We start from the raw sequence: 17,658 nt of genomic DNA, 5'->3' as shown, positions 1-17,658 counted from the left end.
TTTACTGTTTTCCGGCAGCATGTTTTTGGATCCTAACACCATCTTAGGGAGGGGAAGGAACATGAACAGGATGTCTTGGATATTAATAACGGGGATATGTATAGGAGTAGGATTTGGAGGGTTTCAACCGGCTCAAGAAGAGACGGCCTTGGCTATGAGCCCTTACTCATTTGATGGCTCACAGGCTTCTGCAGGGAACATTGCCGAAGGGATTGAAGCCGGCAGTCAACCGTCAGGTTTCCAAACGGTGAACGGATTATCGTTAACAGATGATTTGAAGACGGTGTTCGAAATGAAAGGACAGCCCTTATCCATTTTGCAGGATGAAATATTACCATCGTTAAAAACATACACCTTTAAGGACTGCAGCATCACTTTGGTTGATGGTGCCATCGAGTATTTGGTGGTTCCGGCAGCGGCAGGCAAGCTGGACATCGACGGTCAGCTGCTTCCTATGGATATTGTAAAGCTGAAAGAAACACTGGGGGAGCCTTATTTTGTCAGCGAGGATGGCATTGTGTATAAAGATGGAGCCAACGCTTTAAAAATATATATCGATACCGCAAGCGGTAAGGTTACCTCGGTCCATTACTTTCATGAGGCAGCTCAGTGAGCGGCAGAAGAAATAACTACATGGTTCTATGAGCCTCGTTTCCATTAGGAGACGGGGTTTTTCGTGCGTTGAAAAGAAGCCTTGAGTCACCAGCGTCCATGCCATTGAATATGACTATAGTAGACTTATGTTATCCAAACCCTGATCAATTGGCTTAGAGCGAAGGGGACTTCTCTATGGAATTATGGAAAGCAATGGAGCTGGACAATGCGGAGCAGCTCGTTTTGTGCCAGGATCGGAACAGCGGATTGAAGGTGGTCATAGCAATTCACAGCACTAGCCTGGGCCCAGCGCTTGGAGGATGCCGCATGTGGGATTACGCTACAGAGGAAGACGCCATTCGGGATGCCCTTCGGCTTGCCAAGGGAATGACCTATAAATGCGCCGTATCAGGCCTTTCTTACGGAGGCGGAAAAGCGGTTGTTATGGGAAGGCCTGACAGCTTCCGTCGCAAGGACGTTTTTCGAGCTCTTGGCCGATTTATTGAAACGCTGCGGGGCCGCTATGTTACCGGTATCGATCTGGGGACTACGGTGCAGGATATGGATGTTGTCCGTTTGGAAACCGGTTATGTAACGGATACGACAGGCTCGCTGTGCGCGACGGGAGATTTTACGGCAGAGATGACGGCGTACGGTGTATTCCTGGGCATGAATCAATCCCTTATGCAAGATAATGGGTCGAATACAATGGCAAATATCACCGTTGCTGTACAGGGCTTAGGGAAGGTTGGCTCTTTTCTTTGCCGCTATCTGCATGGTGCAGGAGCACGGTTAATTGTGACGGATGTGGATGACCAGCGCGTACGCAATGCCGTTCAACAATATGGAGCAGCCGCGGTGCATCCCGATCATATTTATGCTTGCGCATGCGATATATTTGCACCCTGCGCGCTTGGGGCAATACTGAACGATAGTACGATCCCGCAGCTTCAATGTCGAATCATTGCAGGAGCCGCCAACAACCAGCTTGCCGAAGAGAAGCATGGGATCATGCTGAACGATGCGGGCATTCTTTATGCTCCGGATTATGTTATCAATGCCGGAGGCATTATTGTTACGGCTGCCGAGCTAAACGGCTACGATGAGTCCATCGCCAGACGGCAGGTGGAGCGGATCTCAGCGACCCTTTCCACGGTGTATCAAGCTTCCCTATCGGAAGGCATCGCAACATCAGCTGCAGCCGATAAGCTTGCAGAGCAGCGGTTATCTCGGGTGTTGCCATAAGCGCTACAGGCCAGCGCCGTTCTCTTGGTTCTTCTGCTAAAGAAAACAGCCAAAGACGGCGTTTTTGTTTTCAATTTGGAAGGAAACGGCAGGCTTGTATGTAAAAAGTGCTGATTTCATGCCATAAAGGCCGTAAGAATCCGTAAAACCGCTGAATTTGTTCCCTAAATGTTCACAATTGTCGAAAATTGCTTTTTTCTATTTTACGAACTAGGAGTATAATAGGAACTACATAGGATTCCGTTCGCACCTGTTCTATCGCAAGGATAAAAAATTAATGATGGACTTCGCTCTTACTTGTGAAAAAAGTTACATTTAGGCTGAATTCCAATTTTTCATAAATCTCCTTGAGACGGAAAAGCTATAGAAATGAACAGGGATGCAGACACTGACGGTTTTCTATCTCAAAGCAAAGGAGGACGTTACTTATGTCAGAAGCAACACAAACGATTTCGCGCGAATCTGCGGATGTTCTTGACCAATTGATGAAGCCTGAGGTGCAGCAATCTCTTACTGTCCTGGTTGAAAACCTGCCCAAATTGGCAGAATTGGTTACCATCCTGACAAAAACCTACGATGTAGTACAAAACGTAGTGACGGACCAAGTACTGATCGAGGATATCAAGGGCGGTATGGAAGAATTCGTAAAACCGATTCAAGAGGGTGCAAAAGGTATTGCATCGGCTGCAATCGAAGCTAACGATCGTGTAGCAACAGCACAAACATCTTCGATCGGACTGTTCGGCATGCTTAGAATGCTGAAAGATCCACAAGTGCAAAAAATGCTTCAGCTTTCTCAAGCTTTCCTTGATGTTATGGCTGAGCGCCGTGAACAGAAGGAACAGCATTAATCCATTGGATCGATCATAGAACGGAGGATAAGTATGTCGAAGCAAATATTAATTTTAGGCGGCGGTTACGGCGGTTTGTTGACTGCAATGACAGCTCGCAAATATATGACAGCAGAAGAAGCAACCATCACGGTTGTGAATCGTTTCCCAACTCACCAAATCATTACCGAGCTTCATAGATTAGCTGCAGGTAATTTGTCCGAGCAAGCGGTAGCACTTCCTTTGGAAAAGCTGCTTCGCGGTAAAGATGTGAATCTGCGCATCGATACAGTAGAAAAAATCAGCCCGGACGAGAAGAAGGTTCTTTTGGCAAGCGGCAAAACTTATGAGTATGACGTTCTTGTCATTGCTTTGGGCAGTGAAACGGCATTCTTCGGAATTCCAGGCCTGCAAGAAAACAGCTTCATCCTGAAATCGGCAGCTGACGCCAACCGTTTGCGTGCACACGTTGAAGAGCGTATCGATGCTTATGTTAAAACAAAAGACAAAGCAGACGCTACTTTCGTTATCGGTGGCGGCGGTCTTACAGGTGTTGAGCTTGTCGGCGAATTTGCAGATATGCTTCCAGGCTTGTGCCGTAAAAAAGGTATCGACTTCAGCGAAATTTCCTTGTACTGCGTAGAAGCAGGTCCTTCCATTCTAGCTGGCTTTGCACCTGAATTGGTTGAACGTGCTCAAACAAGCTTGGAAAAACGCGGCGTTCAGTTCTTGACTGGCGTACCTATTACGGAAATGACTTCAACTACGGTTTCGTTGAAAGACGGACGTGCAATCGACACCAACACATTGGTATGGACGGGCGGCGTTCAAGGTAACTCGGTTGTTGCTAACTGTGGTATCGAAGTTAACCGTGGTCGCGCTACAGTAACAGAAAATCTGCAATCCACTTCCCATCCAGATGTATTCTTGGCTGGTGACAGCGCGGTTGTTATGGGCAATGAAGGACGTCCTTATCCTCCTACAGCTCAATTGGCATGGCAAATGGGCGAAACGATTGGCTACAATATTTTCGCTTACTTCAACAACGGACCTCAACAACAGTTCAGCCCTGTATTCTCCGGTACTCTTGCGAGCCTTGGCCGCAAAGATGGTATCGGTACGATCGGTGCGAACCAAACACGCTTGAAAGGCTTACCTGCTACATTGATGAAAGAAGCAAGTAACATGCGTTACTTGTCTCACATCAACGGTCTTTTCACGCTTGCCTATTAATTCATAAGGAAAAAGCCTTACTTCGGGATTCCCGTAGTAAGGCTTTTTTTGCATGTAATCGTCCCCGAAGGAAAATCGTGGGGTGAAGGTTTTTGATGAGTTCTAGTACTACCGGAACATCGGGAATATATAACGAACAATGAAGTATAGGAATCCGAAGAAAATAACGATGTAGGCAGCATATTTAATGAAGGTTGAGGCGACAAGCCCCTTATCATACTTTTGTTCGATATTTTTCTTTTCAATATCTACGCTTTTTAACTCTTCCATGACGCATCGCTCCTTTACATTCATTTCGAATTGGTGAAGCGCTAGTAGTATGTATTACCCTGGCCTCTCTGGGACGAATCAAGTTTCATCCAAGCTGGGTGGGGGTAATAGCCGAATAAGGTTAGAACAGGTAAAAACTCAGCACACGCTTACGAAGAAAGTTTTTATTTTCAGTAAAAACTCAAGCAGACGCTTACGAAGAAAGTTTTTACTTTCAGTAAAAACTCTTAGGAGGGGAACCCATGATCATTCAAATTAGTGTAGCCATCATCGCAATAGCTTTTGTAGTACTGGTCGTTTTTCTAATTACAACACTGCGTTCGGTAACTTCTTTGTTAGGACAAACAAATACGACTATTCGTGAGCTTCAAAGCGAAATGAAATCAGTAACTATGGAAGCCTCCGAGCTGCTCCAGCATACGAGTGAGGTTACATTGGACGTATTGCAGAAGCTGCATGCCTTAGAACCGACATTCGATTCAGTCAAGCAGGTCGGAGAAGCAGTAGAAGAGATCACATCTTCGGTGAAGCAGGCATCTACCACGGTAGCACGTACGATTAAGGACAAAGTAACAGAGGAAGCTTGCCAGCCGATATCGGGCAAGATTGCCAAAGCCTTGCAGTTGGCTCCGTTGGTGCTTGACGCCTGGCATCAGATCAAACGGCATCAATCGCCGGTCAAATAAGAAGATTGCACATCATCCATCATAGTGGGAAATATAGGGCTGAAAGTTATTAACTGCTGGCTGTTTCATTGGCTCCCGGTCAGGGTAATGATAAGATATTGGTTGATATGTATGGAAGTTAAAGAGAGGAGCCATTCAGGAATGAATCGCAAGCATACGTTCGAAATTGAAAAAAAGGTCACTCCAGATAGTAATTTGTTTTATTTAAAAGGAGAGCTCGACTTGTCCAAAGCGGCTGAATTTCGTGCGGCTGCGGACTCTTTCGTAGCGGATACTGACCGCGTGATGGTACTGAATTTAAAGGACCTTGGGTACATTGATAGCACGGGCATCGGTGTCATTTTATCACTGCTAAAAGCAAGGCATGTATTGAAAGCTCCGATCATTGTAGAAGATATTCCGCCCAAAATTCAAAGACTGTTCGACATGACTGGGTTGACCCCGTTTATCCAAGAAACAAAGAATAATGCGATATAAGAAAGGAAAGAAGAGAAGATATGAACTGGGAAAATCGTACGGTTAGTATGACGTTACCTGCCGAAGCGGAGTTTATAGATCTCGTGCGTTTGACCTTGTATGGAATATGCACAAAGCTTGGCTTCTCTTATGAAGAAATCGAAGACATGAAAGTGGCTGTAGCGGAAGCATGCAACAATGTTGTCGTCCATGCATATGAGCCTGGCAGCGCAGGAACGATGGAAATCCAATTTGAAATGCTGGAAAGCGGGATACGTATATCGGTTAAGGACCAAGGCAACAGCTTTAATTTTGAAGAGAAAGCTCAGCAATCCACATCGCTTCATGATAAATCATTAGAAGAAGCCAACATTGGCGGCTTGGGTATTTATTTGATGCAAGCGCTAATGGATGAAGTGGAAGTGATGAGCGGGAGGGGGACCGAGGTCATTTTGACCAAACGTCTGAGTAAAAGTGAGGAAATGGTATGAAAATAAATTCAGAGAGACCGGCATTCAATGTTCACGATCTGATTGCAACATATCAGCAAACGGGTTGTAATGAGGTTGCTACCTCTTTGCTGCTGCAGTTTGAACCGATGGTGAAAATGGCTGCCGGCAAAATGTCACGGAACCGTCCGGACCTCTATGAAGATTTATACCAGGTTGGGCAAATGTCCATGCTTCGTCTGTTCAAGCAGTTCGACACGGAGCAAGGGGTCCAATTTGAAGCTTACATGATGAAAAGCATTATAGGACATATGAAAAATTACTTGCGCGATAAGTCCTGGTACATCCAGGTGCCCAGACGCGTTAAGGAGAAAAGTGGCCGTCTTCAAACGGCTATCGATATGCTAACGGTTCAGCTGGAGCGGTCGCCCAATGTGGAGGAGATCGCTCAAGAGGTGGAGCTGTCTGTTGAGGAAACCATTGAGATATTGGCTGGTCGTGAGTATTATCACTATGTTTCTTTAGACACGCCTTTGTCTACGGAAGACAATGGGGCAACTATCGGTGATTTGCTAAGTGAGGATAAAGATGATTTTCAGCAGCTCGAGCGCAAGCTCGATTTGGAAGATGCGATGGCGCGGCTGAAAAAGCAGGAGCAGCAGGTGCTTCACCTCGCCTATGTAGAAGGTCAATCTCAAAGAACGATAGCGGAGCAGCTGAACGTATCGCAGATGAGCGTATCAAGAATCCAGAAGCGGGCGATTGATAAGCTCAAGCAGTTTTTCACGGAATCCTGCGAAATTTCGGATGCCTGAAAGAATGGATTGGACACGCCCTTAAGGGCGTGTTTTTACGTTAAAATGGTGAATCCGGTCAGGAGGAAGCGGGAAGATGACGATTCGACAAATCCGTATGCCAGAAGGATGGATATGGCACATAGGCAATGATTGGGTTCCCCAACAAAGTGAAGAAATTAGCCCTGATCTTCGGCATTCCAAGCAAGGATCAGCATGGAAAAACTATTTTGGAGACATCTGCATCCAAACTCCGCGTATGTTTGAGCGCAGCACCGGTGTGAAAGCGTTGTATGGCTCATTGCTGTACGGAAGCCTCATGAATCAGCGGGAGGGGGATCAGCATTTGTTGTATTGTGTGGATGAGCAGGATTTGTTCACCTCTGAGCTGCACTACTCCAGCTTGATAGATCTGGATGAGGATGTGCTCACCCAACGAATGCAGGGATGCCGTACTGCCGCTGAAGGCTTCTTCGTTCTATTAGGCGAGATGGCCTTAGTATGCTTAAACGGGCTGGATGTGTTAACTGCCGATCTAACCAAGCTGGAACGCCGCATGCGCAATTCGAATAACTCTCTGCTGTTGGATCATCTCATAGAAAGACAATATGACTTGCTCTATTGGCGGCACCGTATTGGTCCTCTTGAGGAGCTGTTAGTCTCACTGCAGGAAATCTTCACACCGGATCAGCTCGCGTGCAATGAAGTCTATCGTTTGACATCACTTCGTGTAGAACGGCTTACATTGAGAATGGAACGGTTTCACGATGAGGTCCGCACGCTTCTCGCTATGGATGAGAATATAACCTCCTATCGAGGAAATGAGATTATGAAAACACTAACGGTTTTCACAGTCGTATGTACTCCGGCTACCGTATTTGCTGGCTTATGGGGCATGAACTTTAAAGGGATGCCCGAGCTTGAATATGAGTGGGGCTATCCCATGTCCATTGCCATCATTGTGCTGCTTACGTTTCTCGTCTACGCGTGGCTGAAATGGAAAGGCTGGACGGGCGATTTAATTCGCGGTAAAAGGAAGGATTCCAATATATTTTAATTGGAGTCCCGTTCGTTTCAAGCCGCCGTGTATAGGGTAATGATAATTAGTAACAATTAACTTATGACAAAAGGCGGTGGTTGCCATGACAGTAAAACACAGTATCCCTTGCGGGGGAAATGAGGTTACCGTACGTCAGTTGGACAAGGATAAGTATCAGGTCACCATTCAATCGCAAGTCAATCCGCTAGGCACGGGCAATGTATTGGAAACGTTCTCGGGCTTGGAAGAAGCGATTCAAGCTGCGGATCTGTTCTGTAAGCTGCACGCCGCGGCCAAAGAAATGGGCTATCATCTGGAAGACGGGCATTTTGTTAAACCGGACCGGCCCAAATTGCATGTAGGGATGCTCCTTCAAGAACAAACGATGCCGGATGAATTGATTGTGCTGCTTGAAAAATAACGAAATCACATACATGTTGGCTTAGACATGAATCTTAATAAAGGCGGTTGACGTGAGTTAGCTGCCTTTGCTAAGATTCTTTTTTGTTGTACAAGTTGGTGGATTGCGCAAAAAAACGATGCTTAGATACATCCTAAGCATCGTTTCATATTAGGGGGAAGCCTCAAGCCTAGTGGGAGTAAGGCTTTACCTTATCCAATGCATCCTGTGCTGCGTCTTCCGCCTTATCCGTAGCTTTATGTGCGGAGTCACTTGCCTTATCAGCAAGACGATGAGCCGTATCGGCGGTGCTATCTGCTACCTTGCGTACCTTATCAGCGGCTTCTTCGGTTGCCTTTTGCGCTGAATCTAATGCTTGATTCGTTGCTTGCTTTGTCTTTTCAAGCAGCTCGGAGCCTTGTGTGCTTACGGTTTCTACCGTATCGGCTGTTTTGGTTTTGACCATATCCATCCAGTCCTGGCTTTTGGCTTGCAGTGACTGAACCTTGGTCATCAAGTCCTCTCGAAGCTCGCGTCCTGTTTTGGGAGCCAACAGAAGAGCGATCAGCGCTCCGGCAGCACCTCCAATAATGGTTCCTAATACGACGTCATTTCGTTTGCTTTCCGTTGCTGTCATCTCATCCACTCTCCTCAGCATGTATTTGGTTTAAGACTGTTTGCCGTTCAAAGTTCTGGACAATAGGGTGAGCAAGAAAACGAATATAGCTGCTCCCACGATGGCTGGTACGACGGCGAAGCCTCCGATGATAGGTCCCCAAGTCCCGAGCAGAAGCGCACCGAGCCATGCACCGACGAACCCCGCAATCATCGATCCGATAATGCCCCCGGACATACCGCCAGGCGCAATTGCCGAACCGATAGCCCCGATGACAATAGCCATGATGATCGTTATCAGCAAGCTGATCATTCCCATCACGCTCCCTTCCATTGGGTTGTCTTGCATGATAATTAGTACCCGTTATAAAGAACGGTGAAACAAAACAACGGCCCGACACATCCCATGAGGAGGCGAAAGGCCGTATGTTTTAATCGTTTTTAGCTATAGTTTCATAGAGAGTTAACCTGTTGCCTGCCGGATCGATAACACCGATCTCTTTAGTTCCCCACAATCGCCGTGAGGTTATTTATTCATAGATAAGCAGTATCTCGTATGGTAAAATAAAACAATCAAATTGAAAGCGGATACAATCGAGGAGGAAATGAACATAAAACGAAAATGGGTTACCATGAACATTTTCAATAAAATATGGATGTCCTATTTGATAACTATCTTTATTCCTACGGTGTTAATCAGTTCATTCTACTTCTACAATTATTCAGTGGAAACGAAGGATGAATACAAGCGTGCCGCCTCTGCAGAGCTGTTGGGCTTATCCTCGCAAGTAAGCGCAATGTTCAGCAACTTCAATAATTTGACTCTGCAGCTGTCGCTGCTATCGAATTTGAATGAGCTGCTGGCTAACCCTTATAGCGCAAGCATGTACGATTTCAATGTGCTCAAGAACAACCTTATTGATCAGATTACAGCAAGTCGGATGGTGCAGTCAGCATACGTCTATTTCAAGCTGTCCGATAAAGTGCTGACGAGCAACGAGGGCTTCTATCCCCGAGGAGAATTTTATGATAAGGAATGGATTGATCAGGCAGGGAAAGACGATGGGGCATTAAGCTATAAAGTTCGCAAGGTGCTCGCGCGATTCGATTTGCCTCAGAATGAGGTCATTTCGTTTAAACAGAAAATTCCGTTAACCGGCAAGTATGAGCTCGGCTATATGTTCATTAATGTGAGTAAAGATCAGTTCTTTGAAGCGCTGCAGCATATGCTCCCGACAAGCTCGTCATATTTATTTATCATCGATGGCGATAAGAACGGGGAGGTGCTGTTTTCAAACAGAGGCAACTCTCTGTCTCCGTATGTTTCAAGGTACATTGCGGACCATGGGATTCCGAGTAAGGAAGAGCCCCTCATTGCCAGCCTGGGCGGGGAAACTTATTTTGTCAGCAGCAAGAAATCTCCGATGAGCTCGTGGACACTCGTTCAAGCTACCCCTTACAGGGTCTATGAAGAAACGATGAATCGGAAATTTACCGCTATAGGAAAAATGTCACTTATTGTGATGCTCCTCGGCTTTTTACTGTCATACTTGCTTGCCCTCATGTTTTACAGTCCATGGAAAAAGATTTGGAAGAGCTACGCATCTAGCTTTATTCCCCCTATGCTGTCATCAAAAGAAGACGAATATACGTTGATTCGAAGAGGTATCGATCATTTGATCAATGAGAATCAAAAGGTCAAGGCGACGATGGAGCAGCATGAATCGCTTATCCGGCACCGCTTGATTTATGAAATACTCAGCAATAACGTAACAGACGCCCACTTCATGTCCAGTCAGCTCCAGCAGGTAGGCATTGAGGTGACGTATCCAAATTTTGCCGTTTGTATCGTCGACCCTGATCTTCACGATTACATTCAGACAGAGGAAGATACGAAGATCAAACTCTATATGTTCGGACTTATCGAGAATATGTTTCCGGCGGACTGTCGGGTGTATGGAACCATTCTTGAGGAAGGCCGTTTCGGCTTCATTCTTAATTTCTCCTGGTCCTCGATAGAGCAAGAGTGGAAGGAAGCGTTGATTCAGGCCTGCAAAGCCATCAGCGACTCACTGTACGTGCAATTTCAAATTCATTTGCAGTTTGCTTTTGGTGAAGTGTGCGCATCGCTAGAAGATCTGCACGAATCGTATGCCCAGGCGAGAAAAGGGATGAGATACAAAGCCCTGTTCAACAAATCGGATGTGGTCTTCATAGGGGATGCAGCAGCAGAGCCAAGGTTTGAATACCCGCTTGCAATTCAGAAGATGCTTGTTCATGGCATCAAAACGATGGATGAAAAGAAAACGAGTGAAGCGGTGGCCGCTTTATTCGAGCAGTACGTCTACAATGACAAAGGCGTACACGAACAGACCCAGGAAACCATCGTTATCCTAATAAGTACGGTTATCAACGAGCTGCTGCAGGAGGGCTGTGACCCGGAATCGCTGCGTATCATTCAGGTGATGAAAATCCACGATTGCCGCAACAAACAGCAATTGGAGCTGCTAATACGCCAGTGGTTTAAGGAATTGCTGGAACGGCTGGAGCAAAAGCAGGACAAGAAGAACGATAATCTGTATATTCATAAAGCGATCTCGTATATGGAGCAGCATTACGGGGAGCCGATTTCGATCAGCGATATCGCCGATCATGTAGGCCTCAGCAGCAGTTACTTAAGCCGTATCTTCAAAGCCGAAACGCAGCACTCTCCGCTTGATTATTTGAACAAATACCGGATTACCCGCAGTAAAGAACTGCTGATGCATGATAAACGGTATTCCTTACAGGAAATTAGCGGGATGATTGGCTATGTGGACGTCCACAGCTTCATCCGTTTTTTCAAAAAGTACGAGGCGATGACGCCGGGAGAGTTTCGTAAATCGCTGTCGGGCAAAAAATAGTCAAGACAGCAGGGACTTCTTCGGTGGATAACCAGTCATCAGAGATACACTCCTTTGGCTATAGGGAGGTGTCTCTTTTTATTTTACCGAATGTATAATATCGATTGTTGATGTAGAATTTTTGACCAGCTGCAGCGAGATAATTGTTTTTGCACACAATAGCAAGGATTGCACGTAGTCAGTACCATCCGATTCCCACATAATGAAAACGTATTCAAAACGTTTTGATCATCCAATTACGTAGGGAGGAGGTGATTACGTGTACGGCAAGCAGCATTTGGGGAGTTATGTTTTTCAGTTGATTAACGGGGGGATTTTGCTTCTTCTAGCTTTATTAACGCTTTATCCGCTGTGGCACGAGCTTTCTCTGTCGTTTAGCTCTATGGAAGGAGCGATGCGGGGAGGATTTTTCTTTTGGCCCAGGGAGTTCACAGCTGCTACCTATCAAGTGGTGCTGTCCTCCAGCTATTTATGGACGGCTTACGCCAACACCCTGTTTGTAACCGCAGTAGGAACGGTACTCAGCACCTTGCTTACAGCATCTACAGCTTATCCTCTGATCAAGCAAGGTCTACCAGGCAAAAATACAGTGACGTTCCTGATCTTGTTCACCATGTTGTTCGGAGGCGGGTTAATCCCCACTTACTTGCTCGTTAAAGGACTCGGGTTGATTAATTCGCTATGGTCATTGATCCTGCCTGGAGCCATATCGGCATTTAATGTGATCATCATGCGCAGCTTTTTTGTGAACCTGCCTGCAGAGCTGGAGGAGTCGGCGATGATTGACGGGGCGAACCCACTCCTCATTTTTTTCAAAGTGATCCTGCCTTTATCCATGCCCGTGCTATCTACTGTAGCCTTATGGGAAGCCGTCAGCCGATGGAACAATTTCTTCTCCGCACTCATTTATTTGAATGACAAGAGCAAGTATACACTTCCGGTTATGCTCAAAGATGTGATAAATGGACAGGAGCTGTCCAAAATGACCGGAGAATTAACGAACGCCTCTACAGACTCTGTTATTGCAGCGACCATCGTCATATCCATTCTGCCGATCATTTGCGTTTATCCTTTTTTGCAAAAGTATTTCGTGAAAGGCATCATGATCGGAGCCGTTAAATCTTAAGTGAGAGGAATGAAAATTCATGAAAAAGTTGAGGAAGGTTGCGGCTGCATTTACAGCTGTCACGTTAACCGCTGGACTTGCTGCATGCCAATCCAATACGGCTACAGACGGGAAACCAACGGATACAAGCGACAAGCCAGGGCAGACCATTACCTATAAAATGTTACGGAGCAACGGGGTTGCGGAATATCCGGCAGACGGGGGAAGAGGCAGAAAGGAAATCGTCAAAGCTCTGGATAAAGCAGGTATTAAAGGGGTTGATTTCACGGTAAATATGCCGGGAACCGGACCCGATTATACGACCAAGCTGAATTTGCTCGCCACCTCGGGCGACCTGCCCGATTACTTCAACCTCGATCTTCCGACCATGGCAAAGATGGCCGATGATGGCCTGCTGCTGCCGCTTGATGATTACATTAAGAAGATGCCGCACGCTAGCAAGCTGTTCAAGGACTCAGATCTAGAGGCGCTACGGTATAAGGGCAAGCTCTATGCTTTACCTGTCGGTTACCGTCCGGAACCGTTCAATGGTCCGAATACGAATGGTTTTATAGTACGCAAGGATTGGCTTGATGCGCTAGGCCTGAAAGAACCGACCACGCTCGATGAGCTGCATGATGTGCTCAAAGCATTCACGACAGGTGACCCGGACAAGAACGGCAAGAACGATACTTATGGGCTTGGCGGTACGAAGACCTCGAACTTCTCGGGGATATTCGGAGCCTTTGGGATTGCCCCGACGTTCTGGTTCGAACGGGACGGCAGGCTAAAGCAGGGCATGGTGCTGCCGGAAACGAAGGACGTACTCAAACTCTTGAACCAGTGGTATAAGGAAGGGCTCATTGATCCCGAGTTTTTGTTGATGGAATCCAAGCAGCGTGACGAGAAGGTCATCAATTCCAAGCTGGGTGTGTTCGAGGGAACCGCGTTTGATATTGATCCGAAGCAGCCACTGATCAATTCATTGAAAAAAGTAACCCCGAATGCTTCATTTTCCCTGTTGCTTCCTCCGAAGGGGCCAAAAGGGTTAATGGGCTGGCCGGAAGCAGGTCCTGCTTACGGAGATATCAAAGCGGTATCGGCTAAAGTGAAAAATCCGGATCTATTAATCAAAATGATCGACTGGTCAACCTCAGACGAACCGGACGGCGGATTTTATCTTATTACATATGGCATGGAAGGGGACCATTATACGTTCGATAAACAGAAAAATAGGGTTACTCAGCTTGTCAGCTCTTATTCCGACTTGTATAAGGAGGGCTTTTCCAACCCTGTCCGCTTCACACAAGTGGTGGATCGGCGCTGGATGGCGGACGATTCATTGAAGGCGATGGAAGTGACCAATAAATACGTCATCACGAATCCGTTCTGGAAAACCGTCCCCGCCCAGCTGGAGTATCCGGATATTATCAAGCTTTGGACGGAATACTTTGCAAAAATCGTTCTTGGCGAGATGCCCCTCGACAAGTTTGATGAATTCGTACAGAAGTATTATCAGCAGGGTGGCAAGAAGATTGAGGACCAAGTGAACGAAGAGTGGAAGAAGACGAAGAAATAGGCTCTGGTCCCTTCGCGGTCGCCTAGCTTGCAGGTGGCCGCCCCAATAACGACATGTCAGGAGAGACGGCCATGAGCATGAGGTTATTTCACAAATACAAGTATTACTATTTGCTGCTGCTGCCGGGACTGCTATACTTTCTTCTATTTCATTATATTCCGATGGGCGGCATTATCGTTGCATTCAAGGATTTCAAGCTGGCTAAGGGGATCTTTGGAAGCGAATGGGCAGGGTTGAAATGGTTTGAGCTGCTGTTCGAATCGGAAGACTTCTGGCTAGCTTTGAGGAATACGATCTTGATCAGCTTTTATAAGCTTATTTTCGGCTTTCCATTTCCGATTCTGCTTGCGCTTATGTTGAATGAGCTGCTGGGCAGTGCATTTAAACGGATTTTACAGACCATACTGTATTTCCCGCACTTTTTGTCCTGGGTTGTTCTCGGCGGCATTATGTTTACCTTGTTCTCATCAAGCACCGGCATTTTATCGGTTATGGGATTCAAATCATCGCCGCTGCTGGACCCGGGAAACTTCCGCGGACTGTTAGTCATTTCTGAAATATGGAAGGAAGCGGGGTGGGGGACGATCATTTATTTAGCAGCCATCGCGGGAATTAATCCTGAGCTGTATGAGGCGGCTAGAATCGACGGAGCAAAGCGGTTTCAGATGATCCGCTACATCACGCTGCCATCGATCAGCAATACCATTATCATTTTGCTGATCCTTCGTACCGGTCATATTTTATCGGCAGGCTTCGATCAAGTATTTATCCTCTACAATCCGATGGTATACAATATCGCCGATATTCTCGACACCTATGTGTATCGGGTAGGCCTTTCTATGGGCCGATATTCTCTGGCGGCAGCCGCAGGCTTATTTAAATCTGTTGTAGGGCTGTTCATGCTGCTGTTCACGAACTGGCTTGTACGAAGGATGGGCGGGCAGGGCTTGTGGTGAAAGAGATTTTGTAGAAAACAAGGGAGGGATGTATTATGAAGCCGAACATTCTGTTCATTACAGTCGATCAAATGCGTTGGGACTGCCTTAGCATACTCGGTCATCCCGTGGTGGAGACGCCGAATCTGGACCGTCTCGCACGGTCGGGCGTGCTGTTTCGCAGCGCGTATTCGGCTACGCCGTCATGCATCCCGGCTCGCGCCGCGATTTTTACCGGCATGAGCCAGCGCTCTCATGGCCGTGTAGGCTACAAAGACTGCGTTCCATGGACGTATCAGCACACCCTGCCGGGGGAGCTGGCACTAGCAGGGTACCATACCCAATGCGTCGGTAAAATGCATGTGTACCCAGCACGCAATTTATGCGGCTTCCACAACGTTGTGCTCCATGACGGTTATTTGCATCACAACCGTGATAAGTACAAAACAACGACAAACGCTCATTTCGATCAATGTGACGATTACCTCCAATGGCTTAGGCAGACCGCAGGCGCTGGATATGATATCACCGATCTCGGCCTTGACTGTAACTCTTCGACCGTTGCTCGCCCGTGGCACTTGCCTGAGCACATGCATCCGACGAACTGGACGGTGACACAGTCTATTGATTTTATGAGGAGACGAGATCCGAGCAAACCGTTTTTCTTATGGACGTCATTCGTCCGCCCGCACTCACCGCTAGATCCACCGCAGGCCTACTTCGATATGTACAAGGATTTGGAAATGCCGGATCCACCGATCGGCGATTGGGTAGATACCGTCTCTGCGGAGCTAGGAGGTAACGATCCGACCGCGATCTTCGGCCAATTTCCCAAACGCCGTCTGAATCGCGCGCGTGCCGCTTATTACGCTCTAATTACGCATATCGATGATCAGATTGGGCGTCTCTTGAATGCACTTCAAGAATACGGCGTGTATAACAACACAATAATATTGTTCACGTCAGATCATGGGGAACTAATCGGGGATCATCATTATTTCCGAAAAGGCTTGCCGTATGAAGGAAGTGCCAAAATTCCGTTTGTGATCAATGATCCAAGCGGTAAGCTGGGATTCCAGCCGGGCAGTGAAGTGAACGAAGTAATTGAGCTGCGCGATATTATGCCTACCCTTCTCACGGCAGCTCAAGTACCTATACCTCAGAAGGTGGAAGGGCTTGATCTCCTGCCTCTCTGTAGAGGAGAATCAGGTAGCTGGCGGGAATATATTCACGGTGAACATACATACGGAAGCTTATCCAACCACTATGTAACGGACGGAAAAGAGAAGTACCTCTGGTTCTCGCAAACTGGCGAAGAGCAGTTATTCAATCTAACAGACGACCCGCAAGAGCTTACCGACTTGTCCGGTGATCCTATGAAGGCTTCACGCCTAGACTTGTGGCGTCAAAGAATAATTGCAGAGCTGGATAGAAGGGAAGAAGGCTACGTCGAAGAGGGTAGGCTGGTCGCAGGTCGTCCGGCGGTCGCATGTTTGAGTCATGTTGTGACGTAGATTATGGCTAGTATGAAACTCGGCTGCAGAAGCCGGGTTTTCTTGTGTGTTAGTAAAAAGAAAAGGATAGTTGAAACCATAAAAAAGATGGAATCTTATGAGGTATAAATGTATAATAATTCATTATTATTTATATTTATTCAATTGGAGGCCTCAATGTTATGGAAACCAAGATTCGATTGATGAAACCTGATGATTTGGATGCTGTAGGAGAGCTGCGACCGGAGGGCTGGGGCGATATTGTGCCGCCAATCATGTTTTATTTGAATGATCCAAGCTGTACAACCTTTGTGGCTGAGCAGCAAGGGCGGATCATCGGCGTCTCCAACGGGACTTATTGGGGGCAAACGGGATGGGTGGGTCCAATCATTGTGGGTACTTCGTCACGAGGGCAAGGCCTGGGCTCGTTGTTAACGAAAACGATCATGAAAGATCTCGAATTGAAAGGCTGCCGTACACTGCTGCTGATTGCTACAGAATTCGGCAAGCCGGTCTACGAGAAGCTCGGCTTCACCGTCGATTCCCGCTATTGCTTTTTGAAGGCTGAACAGGCTGTCCTAGAGCAAGCCAACCTATCAAGCCAGCTCAGAGCGGTTCATTCGACCGATCTTCCCATGCTTGTGGAGCTGGATCGACGCGCATCAGGAGAGAATAGAATGACAGTACTGGAAAAGCTGCTTCATAATAATGGGGGATGGGTCATTCCAAGGGAGGATGGCAGCGGTCTTCGCGGCTATTACTTGCACGGAGCTCCGTGGGGCTCCGGTCCAATCGTGGCGGAAGATGAAGAAGCGGGCTGTAGTCTGCTCCATCAAGCTTTTGTCGTAGAGAAGCATCTCTCGGCAGGAGTGAGCGAACACAATCATAAAGCGATAGAATACCTTCAAACACTCGGCTTTACTATTGGTAAATACGCCGACCGTATGGTATTAGGAGATCATCCGGCATGGCAACCTGACATGATCTACTCTCGAATTAGCGGTTCGCTCGGATAATCAGGCTTATTTCGAC

19 protein-coding genes are annotated in these 17,658 nt (G+C 47.0%); 16 read left to right on the top strand and 3 right to left on the bottom strand.

The features are described 5' to 3' along the window. The first annotated feature begins 61 nt into the window (after positions 1-61). The 4 genes from QMA13_RS32330 to QMA13_RS32315 all read left to right on the top strand — a co-directional run bounded on the left by QMA13_RS32330 (position 62) and on the right by QMA13_RS32315 (position 3,902). Complete coding sequence (locus QMA13_RS32330; protein WP_282937738.1) at positions 62-613, top strand: hypothetical protein; 552 nt, start codon at positions 62-64, stop codon at positions 611-613. A gap of 176 nt (positions 614-789) precedes the next feature. Further along, positions 790-1,839, top strand: a complete 1,050-nt coding sequence (locus QMA13_RS32325) for a Leu/Phe/Val dehydrogenase (RefSeq protein ID WP_282937737.1) — start codon at positions 790-792, stop codon at positions 1,837-1,839. A 428-nt stretch (positions 1,840-2,267) separates the two neighbouring features. Further along, positions 2,268-2,690 carry a helical membrane plugin domain-containing protein gene (locus tag QMA13_RS32320; protein WP_028549944.1) on the top strand — a complete coding sequence of 141 codons (423 nt, stop codon included), beginning with the start codon at positions 2,268-2,270 and terminating at the stop codon, positions 2,688-2,690. 33 nt (positions 2,691-2,723) lie between these two features. Continuing rightward, the gene (locus QMA13_RS32315; RefSeq protein ID WP_282937736.1) at positions 2,724-3,902 is read left to right on the top strand and encodes an NAD(P)/FAD-dependent oxidoreductase; all 1,179 of its coding nucleotides are present in this window, start codon (positions 2,724-2,726) and stop codon (positions 3,900-3,902) included. Between the two features lie 108 nt (positions 3,903-4,010). Here the strand turns inward: QMA13_RS32315 and QMA13_RS32310 are convergent, their stop codons facing one another. Next, positions 4,011-4,172: a hypothetical protein gene (locus QMA13_RS32310; RefSeq protein WP_282937735.1), complete on the bottom strand. Its 162-nt coding sequence runs from the start codon at positions 4,170-4,172 to the stop codon at positions 4,011-4,013. Positions 4,173-4,414: 242 nt separating this feature from the next. Between QMA13_RS32310 and QMA13_RS32305 the strand changes: the two genes are divergently transcribed. From QMA13_RS32305 to QMA13_RS32280, 6 genes are all read left to right on the top strand, one after another. Continuing rightward, entirely contained in the window at positions 4,415-4,858 is a 444-nt protein-coding gene (locus tag QMA13_RS32305) for a DUF948 domain-containing protein (RefSeq protein ID WP_282937734.1), read from the top strand. Positions 4,859-4,999: 141 nt separating this feature from the next. After that, positions 5,000-5,335 (top strand): STAS domain-containing protein, encoded by a 336-nt coding sequence (locus QMA13_RS32300; RefSeq protein ID WP_282937733.1) that lies wholly within the window; start codon positions 5,000-5,002, stop codon positions 5,333-5,335. A gap of 20 nt (positions 5,336-5,355) precedes the next feature. After that, the gene (gene rsbW / locus QMA13_RS32295) at positions 5,356-5,805 is read left to right on the top strand and encodes an anti-sigma B factor RsbW (RefSeq protein WP_282937732.1); all 450 of its coding nucleotides are present in this window, start codon (positions 5,356-5,358) and stop codon (positions 5,803-5,805) included. After that, positions 5,802-6,578, top strand: a complete 777-nt coding sequence (locus tag QMA13_RS32290) for a sigma-70 family RNA polymerase sigma factor (RefSeq protein WP_282937731.1) — start codon at positions 5,802-5,804, stop codon at positions 6,576-6,578. The genes rsbW and QMA13_RS32290 overlap by 4 nt, the downstream gene beginning before the upstream one ends. 76 nt (positions 6,579-6,654) lie before the next feature. Beyond that, entirely contained in the window at positions 6,655-7,614 is a 960-nt protein-coding gene (locus QMA13_RS32285) for a magnesium transporter CorA family protein (RefSeq protein ID WP_282937730.1), read from the top strand. An 85-nt stretch (positions 7,615-7,699) separates the two neighbouring features. Further along, positions 7,700-8,017: a hypothetical protein gene (locus tag QMA13_RS32280; protein WP_282937729.1), complete on the top strand. Its 318-nt coding sequence runs from the start codon at positions 7,700-7,702 to the stop codon at positions 8,015-8,017. 169 nt (positions 8,018-8,186) lie between these two features. On the opposite strand, the gene QMA13_RS32275 is transcribed toward QMA13_RS32280, so the two are convergent. Together QMA13_RS32275 and QMA13_RS32270 are read right to left on the bottom strand one after the other, a co-directional pair. After that, a complete protein-coding gene (locus tag QMA13_RS32275) occupies positions 8,187-8,633 on the bottom strand; it encodes a YtxH domain-containing protein (protein WP_282937728.1) in 447 nt (148 codons plus the stop codon). Positions 8,634-8,663: 30 nt separating this feature from the next. Beyond that, the gene (locus QMA13_RS32270) at positions 8,664-8,924 is read right to left on the bottom strand and encodes a GlsB/YeaQ/YmgE family stress response membrane protein (RefSeq protein ID WP_282937727.1); all 261 of its coding nucleotides are present in this window, start codon (positions 8,922-8,924) and stop codon (positions 8,664-8,666) included. A gap of 292 nt (positions 8,925-9,216) precedes the next feature. On the opposite strand from QMA13_RS32270, the gene QMA13_RS32265 reads away from it, so the two are divergent. The 6 genes from QMA13_RS32265 to QMA13_RS32240 all read left to right on the top strand — a co-directional run bounded on the left by QMA13_RS32265 (position 9,217) and on the right by QMA13_RS32240 (position 17,642). Then, positions 9,217-11,514 (top strand): AraC family transcriptional regulator, encoded by a 2,298-nt coding sequence (locus QMA13_RS32265; protein WP_282937726.1) that lies wholly within the window; start codon positions 9,217-9,219, stop codon positions 11,512-11,514. Between the two features lie 259 nt (positions 11,515-11,773). Continuing rightward, positions 11,774-12,640, top strand: a complete 867-nt coding sequence (locus tag QMA13_RS32260) for a carbohydrate ABC transporter permease (RefSeq protein ID WP_282937725.1) — start codon at positions 11,774-11,776, stop codon at positions 12,638-12,640. A gap of 19 nt (positions 12,641-12,659) precedes the next feature. Next, complete coding sequence (locus QMA13_RS32255; protein WP_282937724.1) at positions 12,660-14,198, top strand: extracellular solute-binding protein; 1,539 nt, start codon at positions 12,660-12,662, stop codon at positions 14,196-14,198. A 71-nt stretch (positions 14,199-14,269) separates the two neighbouring features. Then, entirely contained in the window at positions 14,270-15,154 is an 885-nt protein-coding gene (locus QMA13_RS32250; RefSeq protein WP_282937723.1) for an ABC transporter permease, read from the top strand. A 35-nt stretch (positions 15,155-15,189) separates the two neighbouring features. Further along, positions 15,190-16,647, top strand: coding sequence for an arylsulfatase (locus QMA13_RS32245; RefSeq protein WP_282937722.1), 1,458 nt, complete (start codon positions 15,190-15,192; stop codon positions 16,645-16,647). Positions 16,648-16,808: 161 nt separating this feature from the next. Beyond that, the gene (locus QMA13_RS32240) at positions 16,809-17,642 is read left to right on the top strand and encodes a GNAT family N-acetyltransferase (protein ID WP_282937721.1); all 834 of its coding nucleotides are present in this window, start codon (positions 16,809-16,811) and stop codon (positions 17,640-17,642) included. Positions 17,643-17,658 lie beyond the last annotated feature (16 nt).

The sequence above is a fragment of the Paenibacillus sp. RC67 genome, assembly GCF_030020805.1.
Classification (GTDB): Bacteria; Bacillota; Bacilli; order Paenibacillales; family NBRC-103111; genus Paenibacillus_S.
This window is presented reverse-complemented; position numbering and strand designations above follow the sequence as displayed.